19 protein-coding genes and 1 pseudogene are annotated in these 26128 nt (G+C 73.3%); 4 read left to right on the top strand and 16 right to left on the bottom strand.

Going from position 1 to position 26128, the window contains the following annotated elements:
* Window positions 1-13: 13 nt before the first annotated feature.
* From AB0H37_RS10830 to AB0H37_RS10815, 4 genes are read right to left on the bottom strand one after another with little or no spacing between them, the layout of a single operon-like run.
* A complete protein-coding gene (locus AB0H37_RS10830; RefSeq protein WP_360612242.1) occupies window positions 14-1171 on the bottom strand; it encodes a thiolase domain-containing protein in 1158 nt (385 codons plus the stop codon).
* Entirely contained in the window at window positions 1164-2204 is a 1041-nt protein-coding gene (locus AB0H37_RS10825) for a thiolase domain-containing protein (RefSeq protein WP_360612241.1), read from the bottom strand. The genes AB0H37_RS10830 and AB0H37_RS10825 overlap by 8 nt, the downstream gene beginning before the upstream one ends.
* Window positions 2204-3163: an OB-fold domain-containing protein gene (locus tag AB0H37_RS10820; RefSeq protein ID WP_329085925.1), complete on the bottom strand. Its 960-nt coding sequence runs from the start codon at window positions 3161-3163 to the stop codon at window positions 2204-2206. The genes AB0H37_RS10825 and AB0H37_RS10820 overlap by 1 nt, the downstream gene beginning before the upstream one ends.
* On the bottom strand, window positions 3153-4712 hold the full coding sequence (locus AB0H37_RS10815; RefSeq protein ID WP_360612240.1) for an acyl-CoA synthetase: 1560 nt from the start codon (window positions 4710-4712) through the stop codon (window positions 3153-3155). Before AB0H37_RS10815 ends, AB0H37_RS10820 begins: the two co-directional genes overlap by 11 nt.
* 156 nt (window positions 4713-4868) lie before the next feature.
* Between AB0H37_RS10815 and AB0H37_RS10810 the strand changes: the two genes are divergently transcribed.
* Both AB0H37_RS10810 and AB0H37_RS10805 read left to right on the top strand, forming a co-directional pair.
* Window positions 4869-5681, top strand: a complete 813-nt coding sequence (locus AB0H37_RS10810) for a crotonase/enoyl-CoA hydratase family protein (protein ID WP_329085921.1) — start codon at window positions 4869-4871, stop codon at window positions 5679-5681.
* 134 nt (window positions 5682-5815) lie between these two features.
* Entirely contained in the window at window positions 5816-6214 is a 399-nt protein-coding gene (locus tag AB0H37_RS10805) for a hypothetical protein (RefSeq protein ID WP_179837401.1), read from the top strand.
* Window positions 6215-6352: 138 nt separating this feature from the next.
* On the opposite strand, the gene AB0H37_RS10800 is transcribed toward AB0H37_RS10805, so the two are convergent.
* The 3 genes from AB0H37_RS10800 to AB0H37_RS10790 all read right to left on the bottom strand — a co-directional run bounded on the left by AB0H37_RS10800 (window position 6353) and on the right by AB0H37_RS10790 (window position 10318).
* Window positions 6353-7468, bottom strand: coding sequence for a hypothetical protein (locus AB0H37_RS10800; RefSeq protein ID WP_360612239.1), 1116 nt, complete (start codon window positions 7466-7468; stop codon window positions 6353-6355).
* Between the two features lie 176 nt (window positions 7469-7644).
* Window positions 7645-8754 carry a nitronate monooxygenase gene (locus AB0H37_RS10795; protein WP_179837403.1) on the bottom strand — a complete coding sequence of 370 codons (1110 nt, stop codon included), beginning with the start codon at window positions 8752-8754 and terminating at the stop codon, window positions 7645-7647.
* A 328-nt stretch (window positions 8755-9082) separates the two neighbouring features.
* Complete coding sequence (locus AB0H37_RS10790) at window positions 9083-10318, bottom strand: DUF3068 domain-containing protein (protein ID WP_229809992.1); 1236 nt, start codon at window positions 10316-10318, stop codon at window positions 9083-9085.
* A 110-nt stretch (window positions 10319-10428) separates the two neighbouring features.
* On the opposite strand from AB0H37_RS10790, the gene AB0H37_RS10785 reads away from it, so the two are divergent.
* Complete coding sequence (locus AB0H37_RS10785) at window positions 10429-11220, top strand: methyltransferase domain-containing protein (protein ID WP_360612238.1); 792 nt, start codon at window positions 10429-10431, stop codon at window positions 11218-11220.
* Window positions 11217-12461, top strand: a complete 1245-nt coding sequence (locus AB0H37_RS10780) for an acyltransferase (protein WP_360612237.1) — start codon at window positions 11217-11219, stop codon at window positions 12459-12461. The genes AB0H37_RS10785 and AB0H37_RS10780 overlap by 4 nt, the downstream gene beginning before the upstream one ends.
* A gap of 2107 nt (window positions 12462-14568) precedes the next feature.
* Here the strand turns inward: AB0H37_RS10780 and AB0H37_RS10775 are convergent.
* The 9 genes and pseudogenes from AB0H37_RS10775 to AB0H37_RS10735 all read right to left on the bottom strand — a co-directional run.
* Window positions 14569-16671: pseudogene (locus AB0H37_RS10775) on the bottom strand (alpha-(1->3)-arabinofuranosyltransferase family protein); the annotation flags it as partial.
* A gap of 54 nt (window positions 16672-16725) precedes the next feature.
* A complete protein-coding gene (locus tag AB0H37_RS10770; RefSeq protein WP_360612236.1) occupies window positions 16726-17910 on the bottom strand; it encodes a glycosyltransferase family 4 protein in 1185 nt (394 codons plus the stop codon).
* Entirely contained in the window at window positions 17907-18809 is a 903-nt protein-coding gene (locus AB0H37_RS10765; protein WP_360612235.1) for a glycosyltransferase, read from the bottom strand. The genes AB0H37_RS10770 and AB0H37_RS10765 overlap by 4 nt, the downstream gene beginning before the upstream one ends.
* Window positions 18810-18822: 13 nt before the next feature.
* Complete coding sequence (locus tag AB0H37_RS10760) at window positions 18823-18954, bottom strand: hypothetical protein (RefSeq protein WP_258942032.1); 132 nt, start codon at window positions 18952-18954, stop codon at window positions 18823-18825.
* A complete protein-coding gene (locus AB0H37_RS10755) occupies window positions 18954-20666 on the bottom strand; it encodes a hypothetical protein (protein ID WP_329085900.1) in 1713 nt (570 codons plus the stop codon). Before AB0H37_RS10755 ends, AB0H37_RS10760 begins: the two co-directional genes overlap by 1 nt.
* 30 nt (window positions 20667-20696) lie before the next feature.
* Window positions 20697-22829 (bottom strand): acyl-CoA dehydrogenase, encoded by a 2133-nt coding sequence (locus AB0H37_RS10750; protein WP_329085898.1) that lies wholly within the window; start codon window positions 22827-22829, stop codon window positions 20697-20699.
* An 81-nt stretch (window positions 22830-22910) separates the two neighbouring features.
* The gene (locus AB0H37_RS10745) at window positions 22911-24164 is read right to left on the bottom strand and encodes a hypothetical protein (RefSeq protein WP_360612234.1); all 1254 of its coding nucleotides are present in this window, start codon (window positions 24162-24164) and stop codon (window positions 22911-22913) included.
* Window positions 24165-24262: 98 nt separating this feature from the next.
* Entirely contained in the window at window positions 24263-25198 is a 936-nt protein-coding gene (locus AB0H37_RS10740; protein WP_360612233.1) for an EI24 domain-containing protein, read from the bottom strand.
* A gap of 11 nt (window positions 25199-25209) precedes the next feature.
* Window positions 25210-26079, bottom strand: a complete 870-nt coding sequence (locus AB0H37_RS10735) for an SDR family NAD(P)-dependent oxidoreductase (RefSeq protein ID WP_360612232.1) — start codon at window positions 26077-26079, stop codon at window positions 25210-25212.
* Window positions 26080-26128 lie beyond the last annotated feature (49 nt).

Below are 26128 nucleotides of genomic sequence, written 5' to 3'. Positions count from 1 at the left end.
GGGCCTCCGGGAATCAGGGTTTGTCGCTGCCGACGATCCACATGGCGAAGAACTGGGCTCCGCCTCCGTAGGCGTGGCCGAGCGCGCGGCGCGCGCCGTCCACCTGGTGCTCCCCCGCCTGGCCGCGCACCTGCAGTGCCGCCTCGGCGAACCGGATCATCCCGGACGCCCCGATCGGGTTGGACGACAGGACGCCGCCGGACGGGTTCCACGGGATGTCGCCGTCCAGGGCCGTCGCGCCCGCCTCGGTGAGCTTCCAGCCCTCGCTCTCGCCGCAGAACCCGAGGTTCTCCAGCCACATCGGCTCGTACCAGGAGAACGGGACGTAGACCTCGGCGCAGTCCAGCTCGCGACGCGGGTCCGCGATGCCGGCCTGCCGGTAGACGTCCGCCGCCGCGTCCTTGCCGCCCTGCGGGCTCACGGTGTCGCGTCCGGCGAACTGCATCGGCTCCGACCGCATCGCCGTGCCGTGCACCCACGCGGGCGGGGCCGGGGCCTTCTTCGCCGCGTCCTCCGAGGCCAGCACCATCGCGCACGCGCCGTCCGACGACGGGCACGTCTCCAGGTAGCGGATCGGCTCCCAGAGCATGGGCGTCAACTCGACCATCTCGCGGGAGATGCCGGGGATCTTCAGGTGCGCGTACGGGTTCTTCAGGGCGTTCTGCCGGTCCTTGACCGCGACGAGCGTCCCGACGTGGTCGGGGGCGCCCGACCGGCGCATGTAGGCGCGGATGTGCGGCGCGAAGTAGCCGCCCGCGCCCACGACCAGCGACGTCGTGAACGGCGAGTTCACCGTCAGCGCCCATGTCGCGTTCGACTCCGACTGCTTCTCCCACGCGATCGTGAGGACGCGGTCGTGGACGCCGCCCTGGATGAGGCCCGCCGCGACGATCGCCGTGGAGCCGCCGACCGACCCGGCGGTGTGCACCCGCATGATCGGCTTGCCGGCGGCGCCGAGCGCCTCGGCGAGGAAGGTCTCCGGCATCATGACGCCCTCGAACAGGTCGGGGGCCTTGCCGACGACGACCGCGTCGATGTCCTTCCAGGTCAGCTGCGCGTCCTCCAGCGCCCGGCGGGCCGCCTCGCGCAGCAGCCCGGCCATCGAGACGTCCAGCCGCTTGGTCCTGTACGCCGTCTGCCCGACGCCGATGATCGCGCAACGGTTAGCCATGGTTCTCTCCCGACAGGACGCAGACGAGGTTCTGCTGGAGGCAGGGGCCGGACGAGGCGTGTCCCAGCGTGCGGGACGCCGACCCGTCGTGGATGCGGGACGCGGCCTCGCCGATCCGGATGAGGCCGGCGGCCATCATCGGGTTCGCCGACAGCGGCCCGCCGGACGGGTTGACCGCCGCGTCCTCGCCCAGGCCGAGCGCCTCCCGCAGCATCAGCTCCTCGTGGGTGTACTGCGCGTGCAGCTCGGCGACCTCGATCCCGGTCGCGCCGGCCTTCTCACCCGCGACGCGCGCCGACTCCGAGCGGCTCAGGTCGCGGACGCCCGGCGCGTGCGGCTCGGTGCGGTGGTCGATCCCGGTGATCCACGCGGGACGCTCGCACAGCTCGCGGGCCCGGTCGCCCGCCGCGAGGACGATCGCGGCGGCGCCGTCGGTGATGGGCGCGACGTCGTAGGGGTGCAGCGGCGCGACGTCGTAGTCGTCGCCCTCGGGCTCGGGCAGGTGCAGCGCGAACGGGTTGCCGTGCCCGGCCTCGCGGGACCGCGCGGCGACGGCCCGCAGGTCGTCCTCCTTGGCGCCCGACCGCTCCATGTAGGCGCGGGCCTGGAGCGCGGCCAGGGACACCGCGTCGATGCCGAGCGGCGCCAGGTGGTAGGGATCGAGCTGCTGGGTGAGGACGGCGCGCAGGTCGCCCTGCGTCGACTTCCCGAACCCGTACACGAGCGCGGTGTCGATGTCGCCGTGCTGGAGCTTCACCCACGCCTCGTACAGTGCCCAGGCGGCGTCCATCTCGACGTGGCTCTCGGAGATCGGCGGCCACGCGCCGAGGGCGTCCAGCGCCGACACGAACGCGAACGGGGCGCCGGCGAGGTAGTCGCAGGATCCGGAGCAGGTGAAGCCGAACTGCTTCTGGCCCGTCCGCTCCTTGATCTCGGTGATGACGGGGGCCAGGAGCTCGATCTCGGCCATTCCCCGGTCCTCACCGCTGTGCTCGGTCTGCGCGAACGCGACCACGGCCACGGGACGAGGCATCACATGAAGTCCTTGATCTCTTCGAAGGGGACGTCGGGCTCGTCGATGGGCTCGAACCACTTGATGTTGCCCATCGACCGCTCCCACTCCTCGCGGGGCCGCCACGCCGCCTTCACCCGCATGCCCATCCGGACCTGGTCGGCCGGGATGCCCGCCACGAGCGTCAGCATCGTCAGGCCCGCGCCGTCCAGCAGGACGTAGGCGGACACGAACGGCACCTCGGGCGCGCGCGGGTCGGGGATGTTGTTGACCGCGAAGGTGGTGACGGTGCCGGTGTCGGGCAGTTCCACCTCCTCCGTCGTGGGGACGCCGTCGCGCGGGCACAGCCCCTTCATCGGGACGATCACCGACTCGCACACCGGGCACCTGTGGCCGAGGATGCGGCCCTCGGAGACGCCCTCCAGGAAGCGCTGCAGGGCCTGCCCGCCCTTGAGCCTGTACTCCAGCCGCGTCGGTGCGTTGATCATGGTGACCTCGGGCTGGAAGCACTCGATGTCGCCGATCCCGCCGGTGCGCTCGGCCCGCCACCGGGGGCGGACGCGCATCCCGGTCCTGAGGAACTTCGGCGGCTTCGCGCCCTCCTCAAAGATCCCGAGGTCGAGGGCGTGCAGGAGCGCGGTGTCGGCGCCGTCCGGACGGACCAGCGCCCAGGCGAACGGGCGGTCGAGCGGGTGCTCCTTCGCCGGGCGCGCCACCCACGACCAGGTCGTGACCGTCCCGACCGGGCCGACCTCGACGAACTCCTCCGTGACGTCCTCGCCGGTCTCCGGGTCGTACTCCGACGGCGGGACGAGGACCCTGCCGTCCGCCGTCCGGACGCCCACCAGCCGGCCGTCCCGCAGCTCGCTGAAGAAGCGGCCGATCACCGGGCCGACCGAACGCGTGTAGCCGCCGGGGAACTCCAGGACGTGGTTCGGCTCGGGCTGCCCGGTGTCTGCGGGCGCCGTGTCAGATGGCACTGTCGCGGTCCTTCCAGTACGGGTCCCTGAGCTTGCGCTTGAGGAGCTTGCCGTTGGGCTCGCGCGGCATCGTCTCGATGAAGTCGACCGACCTCGGCCACTTCATCTTGGCCAGCCGCCCCTCCAGCGACGCGAGGATCTCCTCCGCGAGCGCCGGGCCGGGCCGGACGCCCTCGGCGGGCTCCACGACGGCCTTGATCTGCTCGCCCCACTCCTCGTCCGGGATGCCGAACACGGCCACGTCCCCGACCTTGGGATGCAGGATGATCTCGTTCTCGATCTCGGCCGGGTAGATGTTCGCGCCGCCCGAAATGATCATGTCGGCCTTGCGGTCGGACAGGAACAGGAACCCGTCCTCGGTCAGGTACCCGATGTCCCCGACGGTGAAGAAGTCCTTCAGCCGGTTCTTCTCCGTCTTCTCCCTGTCGCCCTTGTACTCGAACTCGACGCCGGCCATCTTCATGTAGATCGTGCCGTGCGCCCCGGTCGGGACGGGCTCGCCGTCGTCGTCCACGACCAGCAGCTCGCTGATCGGCCACGCGTTGCCGACCGTGCCGGGGTGGGCGCGCCAGTCGGCCGGGCTGGCGATCGTCCCGCCGCCCTCCGTCGCCGCGTAGTACTCCCAGATGCAGTCGCCCCACCATTCGAGCATCTGCTGCTTGAGCGGCACCGGGCACGGCGCCGCCGCGTGGATCGCCCACTTCATGCTCGACACGTCGTACCGGGACCGGACGTCCTCCGGCAGCGACAGCAGCCGCTTGAAGTGCGTCGGCACCATGTGGGTGTTGCTGACGCGGTGCTCCTGGATCAGCCGCAGGGTCTCCTCGGCGTCCCACTTGTCCATGTAGACGAGCGTGTGGCCCATCTGCAGGGCCGTCCCGCCGAACTGGGTGACGGCCGTGTGGTAGTTCGGGGAGGTGACGAGATGCGCCTGGTGCTCGCCCCCGGCGGGGCGGCCCGGAGGAATGCCGAACATGCCGAGCAGGAAGGTCATCAGCTCGGCGCTGTCGTCGGGGTCGAGCCCGGCCAGCGCTCGCTTGACGCCCTTCGGCCGTCCCGTCGTCCCGGACGTGTAGTGCATCGTGGCACCGTTGGTGCGGTCGTCCGGCAGTGTGTCGGGCTGCCCGTCCACCAGCTCCGCGACCGGCCGGAAGCCCTCGACCTCCCCGAACGCGAACCGCCGGTGCGCCTCGATCTCCTCGCCCGCGCGCGTGCCCTCGGCGGCGTACCGCTCGTGCACGAAGAACGCCTTGGCCTCGCTGTCGGCGACGATGTAGCCGATCTCCGGGCCGGTCAGATGCCAGTTGATCGGCGTGTAGTACCAGCCCGCCTGGAGCGCCGCCAGGTAGAGGACGACCCCGTCCGCTCCGTTCGGGACGAGGCCGCAGATGCCGTCGCCCTTCTCCAGGCCCAGCGCGCGCAGGCCGTGGACGAGCCGGTTCGCGCGTGCCAGCAGGTCGCCCGCGGCGTGCGGCGTCCCGTCCGGATCGACGGCGGCGACCCACTCGGGATCGGCCTGCGCCAGCCGCCAAAAGCCCAATGACCCCATCGGATCTCCCTACGTGAGCACAGTGAGCACCGGCACCCGCTGCGGGCGCCCGGCGTCCAAAGTAGATCACGTTCTCGTTTTGCAGTTCAACCCCTACCGGTAGGGCAGCGGCTTAACTAGAATCTGTTCTCGTTTGACATCTGAGCTGGAGGAACCATGACGGAACGGCTGCCGATCAGCACCGAGCACTGCATCGTCGAGCGCGACGGCCACGTCGTCATCGTCACGATGAACCGCCCGGAGGCGCGCAACGCGCTCAGCTCGTCCATGCTGGTGGGCCTCGCCGACGCCTGGGCCTACATCTCCGACACCCCCGAGGTCCGCGTCGCCATCCTCACCGGGGCCGAGGGCACGTTCTGCGCCGGTGCCGACCTGAAGGCGATGGGGCAGCAGCCGTCCGACCCCCGCGTCCAGGAGCGGATGGCGCAGATCCCCGACTTCCACTGGAAGGGCCTGCTGCGCGAGGGCCAGCCGACCAAGCCGCTGATCTGCGCCATCGAGGGCTACGCCGTGGCCGGCGGCACGGAGCTGCTCGTCGGCACCGACCTGCGCGTGGTCGCCGAGGGCGCCACCCTCGGCCTGTACGAGGCGAAGCGCGGCCTGTTCCCCATGGGCGGCTCCGCGATCCGCCTCCCCCGCCAGATCGGTTACGCCAACGCGATGGACATCCTGCTGACCGCCCGCTCGGTCACCCCGCAGGAGGCCCTCGCCATGGGCCTGATCAACAAGATCGTCCCGGACGGGCAGGCGCTCGCCGCCGCCCGCGAACTGGCCGACCAGATCGCCGCCTGCGGCCCCCTGGCCGTCCAGGGCATCCTGCGCACCTACCGCGAGACCCAGCACCTGTCCGAGGAGGACGCCCTCAAGATCTCCGACGAGATCGGCTGGCCGGTCATCGGCTCCGAGGACGCCAAGGAGGGCTCGCGCGCCTTCAAGGAGAAGCGCCCGCCCGTCTACCACGGCAAGTGACCGTCCGCCCCGGCCGGGTCTGGCCCGGCTCTGACCGATGATCCGATAACGGACTGTCCGTAAATAGGGGCCGGGTTTGCGGGAGCCCTCGCGTGGCATCGCCTGGGGCGAAGGCGAGCACGGAAGGACCTGCCATGGCCCTGCATCTGGGACGCAAGCACGAGACGCCGGAGGAGACGTCCCCCCGTCCGCCCCGGCGGACGCTCTGGCGGCGGACGGACGGCACAGCCGTCCAGCGCAAGCCGCCGCGGTGGCGGCGCAGCAGGCCGAACCCGGTCAGCGCGATGATCATGGCGGCGGGCTGGGCGGCGGTCGCCGTCCTCGCCCTCGGCATGCTGCTGACGTGGGGCGACGCGAATCCGGCGAACACCCTGGTGGACGCCACACTCGACGCGGGACGCTGGCTTGCCACGCCGTTCCACGACGTCTTCACGCGCAGCGACCCCGACGAGCAGCTCTACATCAACTGGGCCCTCGCCGGCGCCGTCTACTACGTCCTGGCCCGCGCGCTGTCCTGGATGACCCGCTTCTGACCCGCCTTCGGCCCGCCCGCGGGCCGAAGGTCCTGGCCGGAGGCGCGGGAGGAGCCGCCGCCCCGGACGCGAACGGACCGGCGCCCGCCCCCGGAGACGAGTCTTCCGCGGGCGGGCGCCGGTCCGGTTGGATCACCGTCAGTTGCTGCGCCAGTGCGCCAGGTCGGCCCACCGGGTCGCGTCGGTGCTCGTCCAGCCGACCGCCCACATGGTCGTGGTGCCCGGGCGGAGGGCCAGCTCCGAGGGGATGGCCTTCGTCCCGGTGGGCTGGGCCAGGCTCTCGTCGGACCAGACGCCCGCCGCGGTGCGGTGACGCATGTTGGCGCCGGCGGAGACCCAGATACCGCCCGCGCCGTCCGAGGCGACCTTGGTCAGGTAGGTGCCGGGAGAACCGAGGACGTTACTCCACGCGGTGCCGTTCCAGTGCGCCAGCAGCGAACGCGAGACCTTCTGACCCGATTCGTCGATCACCCGCACCGACCCGACCGCCCAGACGTCGTTCGCAGAGGCGGCGTACACGTCGCTCAGGGTGGACGCGATCTCACTCTTGACGTCCACGCCGTCGATCCGGGGGAACGGAACGTTGGTCCACGAGGTGCCGTTCCAGTGGGCCGTGGCGGGCTGCCCCTCGGCCCAGCCGACCGCCCACGCGCTGGTGGGCGAGACGGCCGTGATCGCGCGGGGCTTGATCCCGATCGGGGTGTCGGCCCAGGCCGTGCCGTTCCAGTGCTTGGCCGCCGAACTGCTGACCACCCATGTGCTGCCGGGGCCGGCGGTGGCGATGTCGCTGGGCTGGAAGCTCAGCGGGACCTTGAACGTCTTCCAGGCCGTGCCGTTCCATTGCAGCACGGCGTGGGAGTCGCCCGAGGTGTTGAGCTGGGCGGCCAGCCACAGGTTCGACGCCGACGTGGCCGCGGCGGCGTTGAAGCGGTACGGGGCGGCGGCCGCCGGCAGTGTCACGTTGCTCCACGTGCTGCCGGTCAGGCGCTGGAGGATCGGCTTGTAGACGCCGCTCGCCTGCCGGCCTCCGGCGGCCCACATGGTGCCGTCGGGTGCCGCGGCGAGACCACTGAGGCTGGTGCCGGTGTCGGCCGTGGGGCTGCTCTGGACGATGGGCCACGTCGTCCCATCGGCGGCTCCAACGGACGACGCGCGGTGCTCGCCAGGGCTCGCCGCGGTGATCCCGGCGGCGGCGATCGCGCCCAGGGCGAGGGTGGTCCCCGCGAACACGGCGAGCCTGCTACTTCTCTTCACCCGATACCTTTTCAGTCGAAATGATCTTGATAGCGGCACACCGTAACAGTCGGCCGCCGTCGGCATCCGGGCTTTAATGATCTTCGCGCGACCGTTCCGCGGATCCGCGGCCGGGAACGCGCGCGGCCCCGGCCGGGGCTGGGAGGAACAGCGCCGGCCGGGGCCTTCGGGGGCGGTCAGCCCTCGGTGATGGCGTTGAGGCGCTCGATCGCCTCGACGTACTCCTCGATCAGGTCGTAGACCACCTGGGCGGCGGGCTTCACCTGGTTCATCGAGCCGACGATCTGGCCCACCGGGAAGGTGACCAGCTCGCCGTCGCCGGACCGCTGGATCCGGGGCAGGGCGTCGGCGATCAGCATGAACTGCATGGGCATCGGGAGGTAGCCCGGTGAGTTCTCGCTCTCCCAAGCCTCGGTCCACGCGGTCTTGAGGAAGCGCGCGGGCTTGCCCGTCCAGGCCCGGGACCGGACGGTGTCGCGGGACGTGGCGTTGAGGAGCTTCGGCAGGGCGCGCTCCGGGGTGTCGGCCTCGTCGACCGTCAGCCAGATCGAGCCCGTCCAGACGCCGTCCGCGCCGAGCGCCATGCCGGCGGCCATCTGGCGGCCCCGGCCGATGCCGCCCGCCGCGAGCACGATGGTGTCCTCGCCGACGGCGTCCACGACCTCGGGGATGAGGACCATCGTGGCGACGTCGCCGGTGTGCCCGCCGGCCTCGGTGCCCTGCGCGACGATGATGTCCACGCCGACCTCGACCTGCTTGCGGGCGTGCCGGGCGTTGGAGGCCAGCCCGGCGACCTTCACGCCGTGCTCGTGCGCCTGCTCGACGACGTCCGCCGGGGGCGGCCCGAGCGCGTTGGCCAGCAGCGCGATCGGATGCTTGAGCGCCACCTCGACCTGCGGCCGCGCGGTCACGTCCGTCCAGCCGAGCAGCGCCTTGCCGGCCTGCTCGCCGCGCGGCTCCACGCCGTGCTCGGCCAGCAGGTTCTCCAGGAACTCCCGGTGCTGCGCCGGGATCATGCCCTGCAGCTTGCCGAGCAACTCCTCGGCGTCGCCGGCGTCGGCGCCCTCGTACTTGGCGGGCATCACGACGTCCACGCCGTAGGGCTTGCCCCCGACGTGCTCGTCGATCCACTTCAGCTCGAGTTCGAGCTCCTCGGGGGTGAAATGCAGGGCGCCGAGGACGCCCATGCCGCCGGCGCGGCTCACCGCCGCGACCACGTCGCGGCAATGACTGAACGCGAAGATCGGGTACTCGATGCCGAATAGTTCGGTGACTCGTGTCCGCACAGCCTCGACCCTAGGCGCGGACCCGTAAAACTGCAACAGGTTCTAGTTAGCAATCTCATCCCGGAAGCATGCGCGCACAGCTTCTAGAACACGTATCAATAAGGAACTCCGCGCGGGGCGAGCCGACGCACGGCGCCACGCCGCGGGCGCGGGCCGGAGGCGGCTTGGGGCCCGGAAGGCGCCTGTCAGGGGGCCGCGCTCACCGCGCCAGAAAGATTCGCAGCGGAAGGGGGCGGAGGCGGCACGAAGGCGGCTGGACGCCCGCGGCCGGCCGCGGGCCCTCCACACGGCTCGGGCTCGGAGCCGACGGGACGGGCCGCCTCCGAGGTCAGCGGCGTTTCGCGGGGCCCGCGGCCTTGCGCTGCTGGCGCTGGCTGCGGGGCGCCGGACGGCGGGACTCCTGCCCTCCGGCGGAGGGCACGACGGGCGCCGCGGATTCGGTGGGCGCGCCGGACGGCTTGGACGGTCCGGGCGGACCGGACGGCCTGGGCGGGCCGGGCGGGGTCATGTCGCCGAACTTGCCGTCGGGTCGGCGCGGGGCCTCCAGGGGCGGGGCCTCGCGGCGGCCCATGCCGAGGTAGCCGCCGACGAACAGCATGATCAGTCCGAGCAGGACGCCGGTGGCGGGGATGTAGCTGCGCACCATGTCGATCTGCAGGGCGGTGCTGTTCGCCATGTCGACCAGGCCCCTCTGGTCCTTGTCGACGGTGATGAGGTCGGCCTGCGCGACGATCATCGAGCCCCTGCCGTCGGACGTGCGGACGGTGCTGCGGATGTTCTCGCGGTGCTTGACCGGAATGCCCGTGCGCGGGTCGACCCAGACGGTGTTGTAGGCCTCGGTGTACCGGTCGACCTTCTGGGCGCCCGCGTCCTCGGGCAGGCCGAGCATCTTCGCGGGCAGCTTGGCGTCCAGCGCGGCCGTCTTGGTCAGCGGGATCGTCTGGGTGAACCGGTACGTCGTCAGCCCGTGGACCTTCTCGACGGCGTTGAACTGCATCGGCGCCGTCTGCCGGGTCGTCATGTCGTAGAAGGGGTAGTCCTTCTTCTGGACGTTCGCGAGGGGGAACAGCAGCCCGTATCCGGACATCCGGACGCCGTTGTCTCCGTCGACGTTGGCCCCGCAGCAGTTGGTCAGGACGCCCGTCCGGCGGTCGAAGGCGATGCGGTAGCCCTGAATCTGGACGGGCTTGTCCGGCTTCTCCTGGTTGTAGATGTTGGTGGTGGAGTCCCAGACGGCGATGTCGTCGTTGCCCTCGTTGGCGCGGACGTCCCCGCGGACGGTGTTCTTGGCCAGCAGGGTGACGCCGGTCTTGAGCTTGAGGTCGGCCTCGTCGAAGTACGTGGAGCCCTTCGACTCCAGGCTCGTCACCTGGTAGCGGTTCAGGGGCGCGACGACCACCTGGTCGGCCACGTAGAAACGGACGAGGGGCGCGAGCGTGAGGAAGAACGCGCCAAGGCCGATCAGGACCAGGCCGACCGGTCGCCGCATGAACACCTCCGGGGCTGCCGTCGCTCGCACGGCGGGCGGGGGCCTCGCCGAGCCGTCGGGCCCCACCTCCAGCATGTCCGGGTCACCCTACCGGACCGCCGTACTGGTCGGTAAGCTCCCCGTTACCTTGCGGGCGCCCGATCGGCGGGACGACCGGGCTGGACGACACGGACGGTGAGGTGGCGATGGCGGCGGCGCCCCCCAGGCGGGACGGAGCGCGTCCCGAGCACGGGCACCGGGCCACGCTGGCGCGTTCGGTCCGGCTGCTGAGCGCCTTCCGGCGCGAGCAGAGCGAACCGGAGTACTTCTACGACCTGATGGCGCGCGACACCGTCGCCCAGCTCGGCGGGTACGCCGACCTGGCGGGGGCGACCGTCGTCGACGTGGGGACGGGCTCCGGGTTCTTCGCCCGCGCGCTGACGGCGGCGGGAGCACGCTGCACGGGCATCGACCACGACCTCTCCGAACTGACCGCGCACGCCGTCGATGTGCCCAACACGCTCGTGGGGAGCGCGCTGGCCCTCCCGTTCCGGACGGGGTCGGTCGACGTGTGCTTCTCGTCGAACGTCCTGGAGCACGTCCCCGCGCCCTGGCGCATGGCCGACGAGATGGTCCGGGTCACCAGGCCCGGCGGGACGGTCTTCCTGTCGTTCACCAACTGGCTGTCCCCTTGGGGCGGCCACGAGACGTCCCCCTGGCACTATCTCGGCGGCGACCGGGCCGCACGGCGGTACGAGCGCCGGAACGGGTTCCCGCCGAAGAACCGGTTCGGCCTGGGCCTGCATCCGGTGTCGGTGGCGTCGGCGCTCAGATGGGCCCGCGGGAACGACCAGGTGACCGTCCTGGACGCGCTGCCCCGCTACCACCCGCGCTGGGCGGAGGCCGTCGTACGCGTCCCGGGCCTGCGCGAGGTCGCCACCTGGAACCTCGTCCTGGTGCTCAGGAAGCACGGCGTGCCCGGGGGGCACGGCCCGTGAGACCCGCCGCGCAGGCGGCCCGGCCTGCGGCGCCGCCCATATCGGGGCACCAGGACACCCTGGACGGCCTCCGGGCCGTGGCGGCTCTCGTCGTCCTGGTCTTCCACGTCGCGAGCGCGGCCGGTTCGATCACCAACCCGAACGGCGCCCGGTGGCTGTTCAATGGCGGCCAGGTCGGCGTGCCCATCTTCTTCGCGCTCTCGGGGCTGCTGCTCTACCGCCCGTGGGCGGCGGCCGTCCTGGACGGGCGGCCCGCCCCACGGGCGGGCGAGTACCTGCGCCGGCGCGTGTTCCGCATCCTGCCCGCGTACTGGGCCGTGGTCGCGGTCTTCATGGTCACCGCCGGGCGCGACCACATCGGCGACCCGCTGACCTGGGCTTCGCTGCTCACCCTGACGCAGACCTACCTGCCCGACCCGTGGTGGAACGGCGACCTCGGGCCCGCGCAGCTCGGGCAGATGTGGAGCCTCGTCGTCGAGGCCGGCTGGTACGTCCTGCTCCCGTTCACCGCGGCCGCCCTCTCCTGGTACGCGCGCCGGACGCGCAGCCACGACGCCGGCGTCCGCGCCCGGCGGCTCCTCGTCGGGATCGGCGTGTACGCGGCGCTGTCGTTGCCGTGGACCGCCCTCATGTTCGTCCCGGAGCGGCACACCGGGATGGGGGTCTGGCTGCCGCGGTACTTCGCCTGGTTCGCGATCGGGATGGCGCTCGCGGTGGTGACGGTGTGGGCGCGGCTGGACGAGCGCCGTCCCGTGGCCGCGGTGTGCCGCGCCGTGTCGGACTCGTGGGCGGCGTGCTGGGTCGCGGCGGCGATGCTGTACGTGGTGGCGGCGACGCCCGCCGCCGGGCCGCTCAGCCTCCAGACGCCGGACGCCTTCTGGACGTCCCTGCTGCACGTGGTCGTGTTCGGGCTGTGCGCGGCGGCGCTCGTGGCGCCGGTGGCGCTGGCTCCGGCGGACCACCCGGCGCTCGGCGCGATCCTGGGGAACCCGGTGATGCGGTTCCTCGGCAGGATCTCCTACGGCGTGTTCCTGTGGCAGCTCCTGATCATCGTCGCCTGGTACGACGCGACCGGCCGCGGTTTCCGGGGGAACGTCGTGACGGATCTGCCGCTGATGGCTGCGGCGACCATCGCAGCGGGGGCCCTGACCCACTATCTGGTGGAGTGGCCGGTGCAGCGGCTGACCCGGCGCCGGGCCCCGTCCCGCCCGGCGGACCCTGACCGGGCGCCGTCCAGCTGAGCGAGATCCGGCCGCCGGAGCCGCCGGGCGGCTTCGGGCGCCACAGCTCGACCGCGAGCCGCCCGACGATCACGAGCCCGAGCAGCTGCGGGGCGAGGTCGCCGAGCGGGCCGGACGGGGCCGCCGGGTTGTCGAGCAGGTCGAGCCGGACGCCGGCGGCGAGGCAGCCCGCCCCGGCGAGCATGGCGAGCGCGACCGGCCACGGCGAGGCGAGGGCGCGGGGCACGGCGGAGCGGCGGGTGCGGGCCCAGCCGCAGACGGCCGCCACGGCGACCGTGACGGCGAGGCCGGGCACCCCGGCGATCCAGCCGCCGAGCGCGGCGGCGAGGCCGATCGCCGCCCACGCCGGCCAGCCCGTCCCGGCGACGAGGGCGCGGGGCTCCTGGCGGCGCCGGTCGCCGCGCCCGCCCGGCCAGACGGCGACCAGCAGCAGGACGAGCAGCAGGCTGAGGCCCGCGACGACGGCGATCCGCTGCGCACGGTCGGGGGTGTAGGCCAGCTCGACGACGCCGCTGGTGCCCTTCGGGACGGCCCAGCCCTGCTTCCAGCCGTCGAGGCGGACGGCCCGCAGCTCGGTGCCGCCCACGGTCGCGCGCCAGCCGGCGTTGAAGTTCTCGTTCACCGTGAGGAAGGAGGAGGCGGCGGCGTCCACCTCCAGCCTGCGCGTGCCGGACCCCCAGCTGAGCACCTTGACCTGCTGCGGCGGCCGGGCCGCCGCGGCCTCGCCCGGCTTCGCGCCGACCGTCACCGTGTCGAGGCGGTAGGGGTCGAACGGCGTGGACGCCAGCCGGTTCCGGCCCGCCTGGAGCGCGGCCGGCGTGCACGCGCCGAACCGCAGCGGCCGGCCCGCGAGCAGGTCGCCGAGCGTGCCGGTCGCCCTGGTCTGGACGGCGGCGCCGCCGATCCGGAGCTTCGGGCCGTACCCGCACTGCAGCCGCAGCGGGAAGGCGCGGACGTCGGGGATCGGCTTGACGCCGGGAATGACGAGGTCGGTCACCTGGATGGGCTGGGCCTGGCGCTCCCGGAAGAAGGTGAACGTGACCCGGTCGGTCGTCATCGGGGCGAACGCCAGCCTGCCCTGGGCGTCGGACAGCCCTTCCCGGGTCTGGCCGTTCTCCCCCTCGACCCGGACGCGCATCGGCCCCGACGCGGTGGGCGGACGGGTGACGGTGACGGCCGCCAGCCGTTTGCGGCCCTTCCAGCGGACGGTGTACGTGGGCGCCTCGTCCCGCTCCCCCGCGATCCAGGCCGTCTGCGGGTCGCCGTCGAAACCCGACCTCGGCTGGTCGGCGGGGTGATCGGCCAGAACCGAGCTCGCGGCGACGGCCGGCTGCCCGCGGACGGCGGTGAACCGTTCGACGAGCCGCCGGTCGGTGAGCACGGCCGTCCCGGTGACGGCGGCCTTGCCCGGGGCGGCGGCGGTGAACGTCCGGTCGAATCCCGCCTCCTCCTCGTCGCCGGACCCGAGGGACGGCGAGCACACCCAGCGGCGGCTGCCCTTCACGCACTCGCCCGCGGCGCCCTGGGCCCGGCTCATCACGTACGTCGCGGGCCCGTCGACACCGGCGGGCGCGGGCATCGTGAAGGTGCGGGCGGGCCGCACTCCGCCGATCGACAGCTCCGCGACGCCCGCGCGGGCGAAGCCCGGAACGAGCGGCTCGGAGGCCAGCCCGAGGATCCGCAGCCGCACCCAGCGGGTCGGGCCGCCGGGTGCGCGGAGGGGCTGCCCGGTCACGATCTTCTGGACGTCCTGCCGCACCGTCCCGTTCTCGGTCTCGACGGCGACGCGCGAGATGCTCGGGCCGAGGGACCCGTCCTGGAGGAACGCGGCGGTGAGGCTCTGGACCTCACGGGGCCGGTCGAAGTCGACGCGGAGCCACTGCCCGACCGGCCCGTTCCAGCCGCCCGTCTTCCAGGCGGTGAACTGGTCGCCGTCGAGCGCCGCGAACGGGGTCGCCTCGGGCTCGCGCGCCTGCGGGACGGCGTCGTCGCCCGCCGCCGACGTGGACGCCGTGACGTCGCGGACGCCGCCGCCGTACGTCACGTGGGTCGCGTAGCGCCTCCAGCCCGTGTCCAGGACGTCGGCGGCCTCGCCCTCGCGGCCGGCGGTCAGCGTGGGGGACGTCTGGTGCAGCTCGCCGAAGTTGCGGCGCAGCAGGCGGGGCGAGTCGGTCACGACCGGGGCGCCCCTGAGGTCGGCGGCGTCGTCGTCCAGCAGGACGGGCCCGTCCGGCAGCGTGCCGCCGTCGGCCATGGCGAGCAGCGACTCCGGTCCTCCGTAGACGCGGACGGGGTTCGCGGCGTCGGCGAGGTTCGCGACGCCGGCGGCTCCGCCGACCTCGTAGACCTCCAGCGCCGGGTACTTCTGGTCGACGGCGGTGACCGCGTCGTCGGCGTCTCCCCCGACGGGCGCGCCGAACGCGGCGACCCTCCGCATGCCGGGCGAGTCGCCGAGCGCCTGGTGGAGGCGGGCGGGCCAGGCTCCGCGCAGCGTCTCGCGCCGCAGGTCGTTGCGCACCAGAACGTACCGGACGCCCATCCGGCCGAGAAAGGCGCTCAGGCCCGGCGACCCCTGCCCGGACCGGACCTGCTGGTCGATCGCGTCCAGCGCGCGCGTGTACCCGGGCGACCCGGCCGGGACGAGCTGCCGGACCCCCCACCGCGCCAGCAGCAGCGGCTGCACGACGTCGTCCATCGGGCGGCCCCACAGGTACTCGCCGAACGGCGCCCCCGGGACGGCCAGCACCCCCTGCCGCCCGGCCCGCGCGTTGATCCACGCCGCGGCGTCCCGCCAGTACCGGGGCACCTCCGTGAACTCGCCCGGCCCGGACAGGCCGTGCGAGGCGGCCGTGACGCCGATGCCGCCGAGCGCGACGGCGGCGGCCACCGGCAGGCCGAGCAGCGACTTCAGCGTCCTGCCGAACGCCGGCTCGGCCCCGCGGCGCAGGCTCCGCGCACCGCCCGCCGATCGGCGGGCGGCCGCGACGAGCGCGTGGGCGAGGCCGAGCGCGAGCGGCAGCCGGACGACCGCGTCGAACTTGTGCAGGTTGCGCAGCGGGGCGAGCGGGCCGTCCAGCAGGTCGCGGAGCTGCCCGGCGAACGGGCCCGGCAGGTCGCCGAGGTGCCCCATCGACAGGATCGCCAGCCCGGCGAGCAGCGTGAGCAGCAGGAACGTCCGTTCGGGCAGCAGCCGGCTCAGCAGCCCGGCGAGCCCGAGCGCGGCGGCGAGGCCCGTGCAGACGATCGCCACCGGGCCGAGCGAGAGGCCGTGCCCGACCGGCCACCAGACCTGCCCGTCCACGATGAGGTAGTTGACCCAGCGCTCCGCGCCGCGCAGCACGTTGATCAGGCCGGTCGGCCCGGCCGTCGTCCGCGCCTTCTCGGTGTAGGTCAGCCAGGAGAACCCGTACGTCCCGGTGAGCAGGAGGGGGGCCAGCCACCAGGCGACCGCCGCGCCCGCCGCCACCGACCACCACGCGAGCATCCGCGCCCGGAACGACCCGCGCGGCCGCGTCACCACGTACACGACGGGGACGACCAGCACGGCGACGGTCGCGGTCGCGTTGATGCCGCCGCAGCAGGCGATCGCCAGGCCCGACCTCGCCGCCGCCTTGAGCCGCCCGGTCTCCCCGGACGCGGCGCCGACCAGCGGCAGGACGATCCAGGGAAGCATCGCGACCGGCAGGTACTCCGAGGAGATCTGCCCGAGCGTGGCCAGCCCGTTCGGGGCCAGCGCATAGGCCATCGCCGCGAACAGGCGGGCGCCCTGCCCGTCCCCGCCGGCGCCTTCGCCGGCGCCGAAGCCGAGACGCCCCGCGAGCCGCCAGGTGCCGACGAACGCCAGGCACATCAGCAGCGCCAGCCAGAACCGCTGGGTGATCCACGCCGGCATCCCGACGACGTCGCCGAGCGCGAAGAACGGACCCATCGGGAACAGGTAGCCGACGGCCTGGTTCTGGAGCTGGCCGAACTGCTCGGGGTCCCACAGGTGCAGGGCGCGGCCGAGGAACCCGAGCGGGTTCACCGCCATGTCGATCTTGGTGTCGGCCAGGATCGCGCCGGGCCGGGTGCCGAACGCGAGCGCGGTCAGCGCGAGGCAGCACGCGAGGACGCGCAGCCGCTCCCGCACCCGGCCCGCGACGTCCGGGCCGTCCGGCACGGGTCGGCGGGACGCGCCGGCGCGAGGCGGATTCGCCTCTCCCACGGCCATGCTCGCCCCCTGCCCCTCTCTGCCCTTCCCCGGGTCTCTGTGCTCCCCCGGGCGTCAGCCAGGGTGTCCGTCACCGTACCTTCGGTCGCCCCGCGCGCCGGCCGGATCGGCCCGGACGGCGGAGGTGATGAGGCCCCGCATCCGGGCGGTGGTGCGCGCCCAGTCGAACTCTGCCGCCCACCTCTGACATTCCGTGGCGACACGATCGCGTTCCGTGCGATCGCCCAGGTCCTCGAGGGCGCGTCGGACGACGTCGGCCTGGTCGTCGCCCTCGCGGACGAGCCATCCGGTGGCCCCGTCGCGGACGGCGTCGCGCAGGCCGTCGACGTCGTGCGCGACGGTCGGGACGCCGAGCGCCGCGGCCTCGATGACGCTGAGGCCCCAGCCCTCGCCCTGGGATGTGCTGAGGTGCAGATCGGCACGGGCGACCAGGGCCGCCTTCACGTTCTCGGGGACGTAGCCGTGCGCGATGACGACCTTCTCCAAGCCGCGGGCTCTGATCCCGGCCGTGAGAGCGCCCGCCTCGGGGCCGTCCCCGACGATGTGGAGCCTCAGTCCGGGATGCGTCTCGCGAAGGGCCCCCGCGAGATCGAGGAGCAGAGGGAGTCGCTTGTGCGGGACGAGCCGGGTCACGCAGACCAGATCGGGGTCCCCGGCCGGCTCCGAGACCGCGCCGTCGGGATCGGCGACCACCGTTCCGTTGGGGACGACGTGGGTCGGCCCAGTCCAGCCCAGTCGCTCCCTCACGGCGCGCTCCGTGGACGGCGAGACGACCACGAGCGCATGGCGCCGGTACGTCCAGCGGCTCACCGGCCCCTCCAGGACTTGGCCGACCCATGCGAGCCATCCGGGGAAGTACAGGCCGAACTGAGCGTCGTGCACATGGTGGATGACGCAGAACACCGGGACACGGCGCGGCACGACCCATGGCGTGAAGAAGGGGATGCCGTTCTGGCAGTCGACGACCGCGTCGAAGCGCCGCCGCCCGAGGCGGAAACCCAGCATCCACAGCAGGACGAGCGGGTAGACGGTGAAACGGCCGCCGAGACGCACGAACTCCACGTCCTCGATCCGTTCCCGGCGTTTCTGGCCCGGCGCCCTGCTCGTCACGTAATGGACGCGGGCTCCTTCACCGGCGAACCGGCGCGCCAGTTCCCAGGCGTAGCGTTCGGCGCCGCCCGCAGAGGGATGCCATGGATCCCGCCAGTTGACGACCGCCAGCCGCAGGTTCTCGCTCATCCCGTCTTCGCGCGCGACGTGGGAACGTTCTCTGCCAGTGCGACCGCGTTCGACAGGGCGACCGGATTCGACAGGGCGATGGGCTCCGACAGGGCGACCTGCACCGGACCCGGCTCACCGAACACCGCCCGCAGCGGCACGACCGGGATGTTCGGCCTCACCGGAATGACGGGCAACCTGACTCCGGCGCGCGCGCGGATCCGGGCCAGGTCGAGCAGGCACCGCAACGAATGCCGCCGGACCGAGAACGTCGATCCCGGACGGTCACGCCAGATCACCGGGATGTCCGTCACGGACGCTCCGCGCCGCACGCAGTGGGCGAGGAGTTCGACGTCGAACGAGAAGCCCGACGTGCGCAGGTCCGCCGCCGCGGCCCGTCCCAGCGGGCCGTAGAAGAACTTGAACCCGCACTGGGTGTCGGGGATGCCGCCCACGAGGTCGCGGACGATCCGGTTGAAGATGATGGCGCCGAGGCGCCTGACGGGCAGCGCGTACCCCTGGACGACCGACCGACCGTGGCGCCTTGACCCGACCACGACCGGGCGGCCCTCGCGCAGCAGGACGATGGCTTCGTCCAGCGCGGCGAGGTCTGTTGCCATATCGGCGTCCATGAAGCCCACGTAAGGGGCCCGTGTCGCGAGCAGTCCGGCGCGGACCGCCGCTCCCTTTCCCCGGCGCTCGCAGCGCACCAGCCGGACGGGGACCGGCCCGTCCCAGGACTCGACGATGCGGGCCGTCCCGTCGGTGCTGGCGTTGTCGACGACGATGACCTCGGCCCGCGCCGCAAGGCCCGCGAGCTTGTCGCACAGCAGATCCAGTCCCGCCGGAAGCCGGTCGGCCTCGTTGAAGGCGGGAACGACGATCTCCAGAAGTGCGGGCCGGTCACGCCTGATCCCCATCAGGGCCTACACGTCACCGGGAGCCGTAGTTGTACAGCGGCTTGATGACGGGGTCCTTCTGGGAGGCGCTTGCGAGCTGGACCGCGCCGAACGAGGCTCCGGAGGCCAGCAGGACGCCGACGATTGCGGCGATGGCGATGCGCATCAGGGGGTCCTTCGTCGGGGGCGGGGTCTGCGGGGCGTGATACCGCCGAGTAACGGGAAGCTCAGAGTAGTCCTTGAGGCCGTGATTGACCAGAAAACGGCGAGACTCGTCAGCACCCACGCGGCCACCACGGGCGCGACCGGCACCGCGTCCCGGGCTCCGCCCGCGGCTCCCTCGATCCGGTATACGACCAGGTCAGGGCCGCGCAGTACCTCCATGGCCGCGCCAGAGGGACGGTTGGCCCCCGGCTCCGCGTCCACGACGACGTACCGTACGCCCTCGTCACGCAGCGTCGCCGCGGGCGGTGTTCCGGTCCGCGCCGAGGGCGCGAGCGCGACCGCCCTCGGGTCCTCGGGCGCGACCGTCGTTCCGCCCACGGTGACGGCGTCGTCCACGATGACGCGGCGGTGCAGGTAGCGGGGCATCGGGTCGAGCACCCGGCGCCCGTGGTTCCAGGGGAAGCTCCGGTAGGACGCCCAGGGCAGGACCAGCACGTCCCCGGGGGCGGGGTCGCCGTCGATGATCCGCCGTGCGCGCGCCCAGTCGTCCGGGTATCGGACGGACCGCAAATCGCCCGCCGCACCCCACGCCAGCGTCGGCAGCAGGAGGACCGGGACCGCCACCGCGGCGACGGCCACTCCCGGCCACCGGGCCTGGGCCGCCCGGTCGGCGGCCACCCCCAGCCCCACGGCGACCACGACGGAGAGCGGGGCCGCGAACTGCTGCCCGTCCCGGAGGACGGCGAACCCGGGCCAGAGGTCGATGACGCCTTCGAGGACGGGCGCCGCCACCGCTCCCAGCGCCGCCACGACGAACCCGGCCGCCGCCGCGACGGCCGCGCCCCGCCGCCAGCCGGGCTCCCGGCACCATCCCCAGTAGGCGGCCAGTGCGACCACCACCACGACCAGCCAGATCGTCGCGATGACCGGTGCCCCGTAGCCCCTCGGCACCGTCTCGCCGTTCCACACCCCGCCGAGCAGGAGCAGGCTGCCGAGCGTTCCGAACGGAGTGTCCGCCCTGGCCGCGAACAGGTCGACGGCCGTCCCGTCCCCCGGCAGGCCCGCCGGGCGCAGGGCCCCGGGGATCAGCCAGGGCAGGCTGAGCACGCCCGCGGCGGCCACGACCCGCAGGCCGGCGCGGAGACGCTCGGCCCCCGGCGGGGTCACGAGGGCGACGGCGAGGGCCGTCATGGCGGAGACCGCCAGGGCCGCGAAACCGCCGATCGCGGCGGGGAGGAGGGCGCGGACGAGACGGCGCCCTCCGCCGGGCCCGTCCGTCCGCGCGGCCGCGGCCACCACCCAGGGCAGGGCCGCGTAGCCGAGGAGGAGCGCCCACTGCCCGAGCAGCAGGCGTTCGGCGACGAACGGGTTCCAGGCGTAGCAGACGCCGGCGGCCAGGCGCGGCAGCAGCCGGGGCGACGGGACCAGCGACGCCGCCGACGTGCACGCCATCACGAAGACCGCCAGCAGGACGAGCTTCTGCACCGCGTCCGCCGGGACGACCGCGGCGAGCGCGGTGACGAACGCGTCGCTCGGCACGTGCCGGGGCACGACCCCGGTCAGCCCGAACGTCAGGCGTGTGAACGCAGGGTCGGGCACGAACACCATGTCGTAGGACAGCACGAAGCCGGGCGCGAGCCCCGGCCCCAGTGCCGCGAGCCCGAGCCCGAGGCCGGTGAGGACGGCCACCAGGTGCCGCGTCCGGTCGGTCAAGCAGTCCGCTCCCGCATGTGAGCCTGGACGCTACCCGACCGGCTCGGGGTCGCGGGGCAGGCCGAGGATCCGCTCGCCGATCACGTTCAGGTTGACCTCGGTGGTGCCGCCGCCGATCGTCATCGCCCGGGAGGCGAGCAGGTAGCGGGTCCAGCGGGCGCGCAGGGGATCGCGGCGCCCGCCGGTCAGGGCGCCCTCCTCGCCGAGCAGCGTGAACCCGAACTCGGTGGCCTGCTGACCGTGCTCCATCGCCACCAGCTTGCGGACGTTCGCCGTCGCGCCCGGGTCGGTGCCCGACAGCCGCTTGAGCGTGGCGCGCAGCCCGAGCAGGTTGAACGCGTGCTCGTCGCAGGCGAGGCGCCCGATCCCGTCGCGGACGACGGGGTCCCCGTCCAGGCCGAGTTCGGCCGCGAGGTCGAGCAGCTTGGGCAGGTCGCCGCCGAGCTGGAAGCTGCTCGTCAGGCCGACCCGCTCGTTCGCCAGCGTCGTGCGGGCCACGCGCCAGCCCTCGTTGACCGGGCCGACGACGAGGTCGTCCGGCACGAACACCCCGTCGAGGAAGACCTCGTTGAACACGGCGTCGCCCGTGCACTCGCGCAGCGGGCGGACCTCGATGCCGGGCGAGGCCATGTCGACGAGGAAGTAGGTGATCCCCTCGTGCTTGGGACGGTCCGGATCGGTGCGCGCGACGCAGATCCCCCACTGCGCCTCGCGGGCCAGCGACGTCCAGATCTTCTGCCCGGTGATCGTCCAGCCGCCCTCGGCGCGCTCGGCGCGGGTCCGCAGCCCGGCGAGGTCGGAGCCCGCGCCCGGCTCGGAGAACAGCTGACACCAGATGATCTCGCCGCGCAGCGTCGGCGGCAGGAACCGCCCCTGCTGCCCGGCCGTCCCGTACTGGACCAGCGAGGGCACGACCCATGCCGCGATCATCAGCGGCACCGGCCGCACCTTCGCCGCGCCGAGCTCCTGCTGGATCACGATCTGTTCGAGGGGACCGGCGTCCCGTCCCCAGGGCTCCGGCAGGTGCGGCGTCACCCAGCCGCCCTCGGCCATCGCGGCGCGCTGTTCGAGCGGTTCCATCGCTGCCAGTTCGGCGACGCGGGCGCGGATGTCCTCGCGGACCGGCGCGGCCTCCTCGGCCAGTTCGATGCTCATCGGGCGCCGGACGCCCCTGACCGCGAGCGCGGCGACCTCCGCGCGGTGCGTGCCGGCCCGTCCCAGGAGCGCGCGAAGGGTGAGGGCCCGCCGGTAGAGAAGGTGGGCATCGTGCTCGTAGGTGTAACCGACGCCCCCATGGATCTGGATGCTGCCTTCGGCGCAGGTGACGGCGGCGTCCGCCGCCAGAACGGCCGTCACTCCGACGGCGTAGGCGCGCTGGTCTTCTGGCTCGTCCAGAGCGCGCGCGGCGTCCCACACCGCCGCCCTGGCGCGCTCAACGGCGATGAGCATCCGCGCGCACTTGTGCTTGACGCCTTGGAACTGGCCGATCGGACGGCCGAACTGCTCGCGCAGCTTCGCGTACGCGACGGCGTCGTCCAGGGCACGTCCTGCCACGCCGCATGCCTCGGCCCCGAGGAGGACGGCCGCGAGAGCGTGCACGTCCACGCCGCTGACGAAGCACTCGTCCGGAAGGGACACGCCCTCGACCGTGACCGATCCCACCGGACGGGTGATGTCGAGGGACTCCAACGGCTCGACGGTGACATCGTCCCGCCCGAGGACGACCCACCGGTCACCGGCCGGGAGGACGAAGAGGTCGGCGAGCGGGGCGCCCAGCACCGGCTGCACCGTCCCGGAGACGCTGGAGCCGTTCGTGGCGAGGCCGCCGGAAAGCCCGACCGCCGCTTTCCGGGCTCCCGCGACGAGCCCGCGCACGTCCGCCCCGGCCGCGTGCAGGATCGCGGAGGCGAGCACGGTCGGCGCATACGGGCCGGGAGCGAGCACCCGTCCCAGTTCCTCCAGTGCAACGGCCTGTTCCAGGATCCCGAAGCCCTCGCCGCCCACGTCCTCGGGCAGGTGCAGGCCGAGGAGCCCCTGTTCGGCGAGCGCGGGCCAGAAGCCCGCGTCCGCGTCCCGGACGGCCTCCCGCGTGACGGCCCGCTCGGCGAAGCCGCGCACCGACGCCGCCAGCGCCTCGTGTTCCTCGGTCAGCCCGATGGCCATGGCCACACCTTTCTCAGGGGTGGCCCAGCGTATGAGAACGGGATTCGGTTGTCAGGAGGCGGTCGGCCGGGAGGCCGTCGGTCAGGAGGCGATCTTGAGCTGCCCGAGGAACCGGTTGACGTCCGGCCACTGCTTGCGGTGCGTGTTCGGCATCGACGCGAACACCACCGCCGGCGCCTTCCGGCCGGTGTCGACGACCGCCATGACGACGATCTCACCCGTCGCGCGCACCCCGGACCGCTTGTAGGTGAGGTACGAGGCGACCAGCCAGCCCTTGTGCCCGTCCACGTTCAGCGCCTGCGACGCCAGGGGCGCCGACTTGTGGGGGAACGCGTAGTACTGCGCCTCGTAGCCCTTCGCGGCCATGCCGGCCACGGTCTTCACGCTGTCCGGCCCCTGGTAGGCGCTCTGCAGGCTCGGGATCAGCGTGCCGGTGAGGAGCTGCCCGTACCAGAACCGTCCCGCGTGCCGCTCGGTCAGGAGGATCTGCTGCCCCGACCATCCCGGCGTGCCCAGCTTGTTCTTCTTGGTGGGCACCTGCCAGGGGGCGGCCAGCCGCGGATACGACAGCCCGGAGTGGGCGTCGTTGACCCGCCCGAGCATCCGGCTCGGCTTCCCGGCGAACGTCGCGAGGCGCTTGTCCGGCGGCATCTCCGCCTGCGCCGCCTCGGACTGCTCCGCCGCGGCCCGCCGGTCGGCGTTGCCGGACGTGTCGGAGGTGTCGGCGGGCTCGTCGTCGCCGCTCTTCATGAAGTAGACGCCGCCGGCCGCGAGGAGCGCGACCACCAGCAGGCCGACCCCGCCGAACAGCACGAGCCGGGAGCGTCCGCCGCGCTCGTCCAGGACGTCGCGCTGCGGCTTCGGCGAGCCGCCGAGCTTGGCGTCCGCGGCGTCCTCGTCGGCCATCCAGTCGGGCATCTGCCAGTTGCCGCTGCTCGGCTTGCCGGGCTTCGCCGGCTGCCCGGACCCGGTGGGGACGGCCGGGACGTACCTGTCGTCGGCGTCACCGTCGTCGGCGCCCTCGTCGAAGAGCGACCCCTCCCACTGGGGCGCCTCCTCGGCCACAGGCGCCACCTTGACGTCCTCGGGGTCCGGCTCCTCGCCCGCCGCGGTCTCCCGGCGCCCGGTCTCGACCTTGCCCCAGACGTCGTGCGTCCCGGCGCCCTCGCCGGACGCGGAGAAGTCGGTGCGGCCCGTCGGCGGGGGCACCGGCACCTCCGGCACCTTCGGCTCGGGGAAGGCCGCCTGCGGCCCGGTCGCACCGTCCGCGCCGTCCCGCGGCTCGCTCTCGCTCATTTCGGTCCAGCGCACACTGCGCTCCCCCTGATCGGACATGCGGCACACGTTACGCCAAGATCACTCATGCCGTTCCGGCCGGTCATCACGCTCAGGACACATCTTCTCATCGCCTCGGTGGCGGCGTCCCCACCGCCTCACCCGGGACTCGTCAGGCCCGCCTCGGCCGACGGGTCGTCGGCCAGGCGTTCCCGTGCCAGCAGCGTCCCGCCGGCCACCGCGCCGGGCATCGCGAGCACCGCGCCCAGCGGGATGAGAAACACCACAAAGGTCGCCGCGCCGAACCCGACGGCGAGCGGGCGGTGCGCCTTCAGCCGCGCGAACCGGTCCCGGCGCCGCAGCCCGCGCCGCTCCAGCGCGATCGACGTCAGCTCGCCCGCGAGGAAGTAGCCCGACACCAGCGCCGCGACCACCGGCACGACCGTCTGCCCCACCACCGGCAGGAAGCCGCAGGCGAAGAACACGATCGCGAACACCAGCGCCACGGCCCCGAGGATCAGCGCGTCCTTGACCGCCCGCCCGATCTGGACCAGCAGCGGGACGTCCGGCTCCGGCGGCGCGCCGCCCTGCGACTCCTCCACCCGGACCGCGATGGACTCGTAGAACGGGTCGCCCACCAGCAGCGTCATCGCCGTGAACGTGATGATCGCGAAGAACAGGGCCGACCCGTACAGCGCGATCCCGGCCACGACCCGCACCGAGGTCCGCGCCGCGTCCGACCAGCCGTCGGCGAACCCCGTCACCCATCCGGCCAGGTCGTCGATCCGGTACGCCAGGAAGACCAGCGCCGCGACGTACACCGCCAGGACGATCAGCGCGGGGATCAGCCCGAAGAGCCACTGGGCCGGGTGCCGCGCCACCCATCCGATGCCGCGCAGCAGGTAGCCCACGCCGTTGAAGAAGTCCTTGAACGCGGACGGCCGCTGCCGCGGCTGCGGGGCCGGCTGCGCGGGGCCCGACTGCTGCGCGGGGCTGGGCTGCCGGGGGGCCGGCTGGGGACTGGGCGGCGGGCCCGGCTGCGGCGGGCCGGTCCAGGCACCCGGCCGGTCGGGCGGTCCGTACGGTTGGCTCACGCACCCTGACCCTATAGGGCAGGCAGCCCCACAAGGCGGACAGAACGGTCCCACACCGCCCGCCGCAGCTCCGGATCCTTCAAGGCCTCGACCGTCGGCAGCATCCCCGCGCCCGGCGCCGAGGTGTAGTAGCCGCCGCTGCGCCCCTCGAACTCCTCGTCCAGCGCGAGCCGCAACGCCATCCGCGCCCCCTGCGCCGGGGTCCGCATCACCGGGGTGTGCGAGAACAGGGCCATCACGCGCTCGGTCCCGCGGACGTCCCTGCCCAGACTCGTCGCGACGAAGCCCGGGCAGACCGCGTTCGCCGTGACGCCGCTGCCCTCCATCCGCCTGGCCAGTTCCTGCGCGAACAGGATGTTGAGCAGCTTCGACCGCCCGTACACGCGCAGCGCCCCGGCCGGGCCGTACGATCCGGGCTCGGCCATCCGCTCGACGTCGAGCCGGTCCGAGAACCGGTGCGCCTCCGACCCCACGACGACCACCCGCGACGGCGCGCCCTTCTCCAGCAGCCCCAGCAGCAGATTCGTCAGCAGGAACGGCCCCAGGTGGTTCGTCGCGATCACGCGGTCGTACCCGTCCGCGCTGACCTTGGCCCGCAGCAGGTACACGCCCGCGTTGTCGACCAGCACGTCCAGCCGGTCGAACCGCTCCTCCAGCGACGCCGCCACCCGCCGGACGTCCATCTGCACCGACAGGTCCCCGATGAACGTCTCGACCCGCGCGCCCGGCACGTCCGCCGTCAGCTCCTCCACGGTCGCCGCGGCGCGCAGCTCGTTCCGGCAGACGATCCCCACCAGCATCCCCGCCCGGGCCAGCCCCCGCGCGATCTCCTTTCCGATCCCGGACGTCCCCCCGGTGACGATCGCGATCCTGCGCTCCATCCCCCCACCGAACCACCCCCCGCACCCCCGGGCAACAACGCGGCGCCCC

Origin of the sequence: Actinomadura sp. NPDC023710, from assembly GCF_040639875.1 — a bacterium.
In the GTDB taxonomy this organism is placed as follows: domain Bacteria; phylum Actinomycetota; class Actinomycetes; order Streptosporangiales; family Streptosporangiaceae; genus Spirillospora; species Spirillospora citrea.
The sequence above is the reverse complement of the archived record's forward strand: the minus strand, read 5'-3'. Positions and strand labels throughout refer to the sequence as shown.

Bases quoted from the DNA above. Each gene is read 5' to 3' on its own strand.
- AB0H37_RS10760 (WP_258942032.1), bottom strand. From the start codon at position 18,954: ATGCGCATCGCCATCGCCGCAATCGTCGGCGTCCTGCTGGCCTCCGGA.
- AB0H37_RS10770 (WP_360612236.1), bottom strand. From the start codon at position 17,910: ATGAGCGAGAACCTGCGGCTGGCGGTCGTCAACTGGCGGGATCCATGG.
- AB0H37_RS10830 (WP_360612242.1), bottom strand. From the start codon at position 1,171: ATGGCTAACCGTTGCGCGATCATCGGCGTCGGGCAGACGGCGTACAGG.
- AB0H37_RS10785 (WP_360612238.1), top strand. From the start codon at position 10,429: ATGGCGGCGGCGCCCCCCAGGCGGGACGGAGCGCGTCCCGAGCACGGG.
- AB0H37_RS10815 (WP_360612240.1), bottom strand. From the start codon at position 4,712: ATGGGGTCATTGGGCTTTTGGCGGCTGGCGCAGGCCGATCCCGAGTGG.
- AB0H37_RS10810 (WP_329085921.1), top strand. From the start codon at position 4,869: ATGACGGAACGGCTGCCGATCAGCACCGAGCACTGCATCGTCGAGCGC.
- AB0H37_RS10805 (WP_179837401.1), top strand. From the start codon at position 5,816: ATGGCCCTGCATCTGGGACGCAAGCACGAGACGCCGGAGGAGACGTCC.
- AB0H37_RS10825 (WP_360612241.1), bottom strand. From the start codon at position 2,204: ATGCCTCGTCCCGTGGCCGTGGTCGCGTTCGCGCAGACCGAGCACAGC.
- AB0H37_RS10790 (WP_229809992.1), bottom strand. From the start codon at position 10,318: ATGCTGGAGGTGGGGCCCGACGGCTCGGCGAGGCCCCCGCCCGCCGTG.
- AB0H37_RS10750 (WP_329085898.1), bottom strand. From the start codon at position 22,829: ATGGCCATCGGGCTGACCGAGGAACACGAGGCGCTGGCGGCGTCGGTG.
- AB0H37_RS10745 (WP_360612234.1), bottom strand. From the start codon at position 24,164: ATGTCCGATCAGGGGGAGCGCAGTGTGCGCTGGACCGAAATGAGCGAG.
- AB0H37_RS10765 (WP_360612235.1), bottom strand. From the start codon at position 18,809: ATGGGGATCAGGCGTGACCGGCCCGCACTTCTGGAGATCGTCGTTCCC.
- AB0H37_RS10735 (WP_360612232.1), bottom strand. From the start codon at position 26,079: ATGGAGCGCAGGATCGCGATCGTCACCGGGGGGACGTCCGGGATCGGA.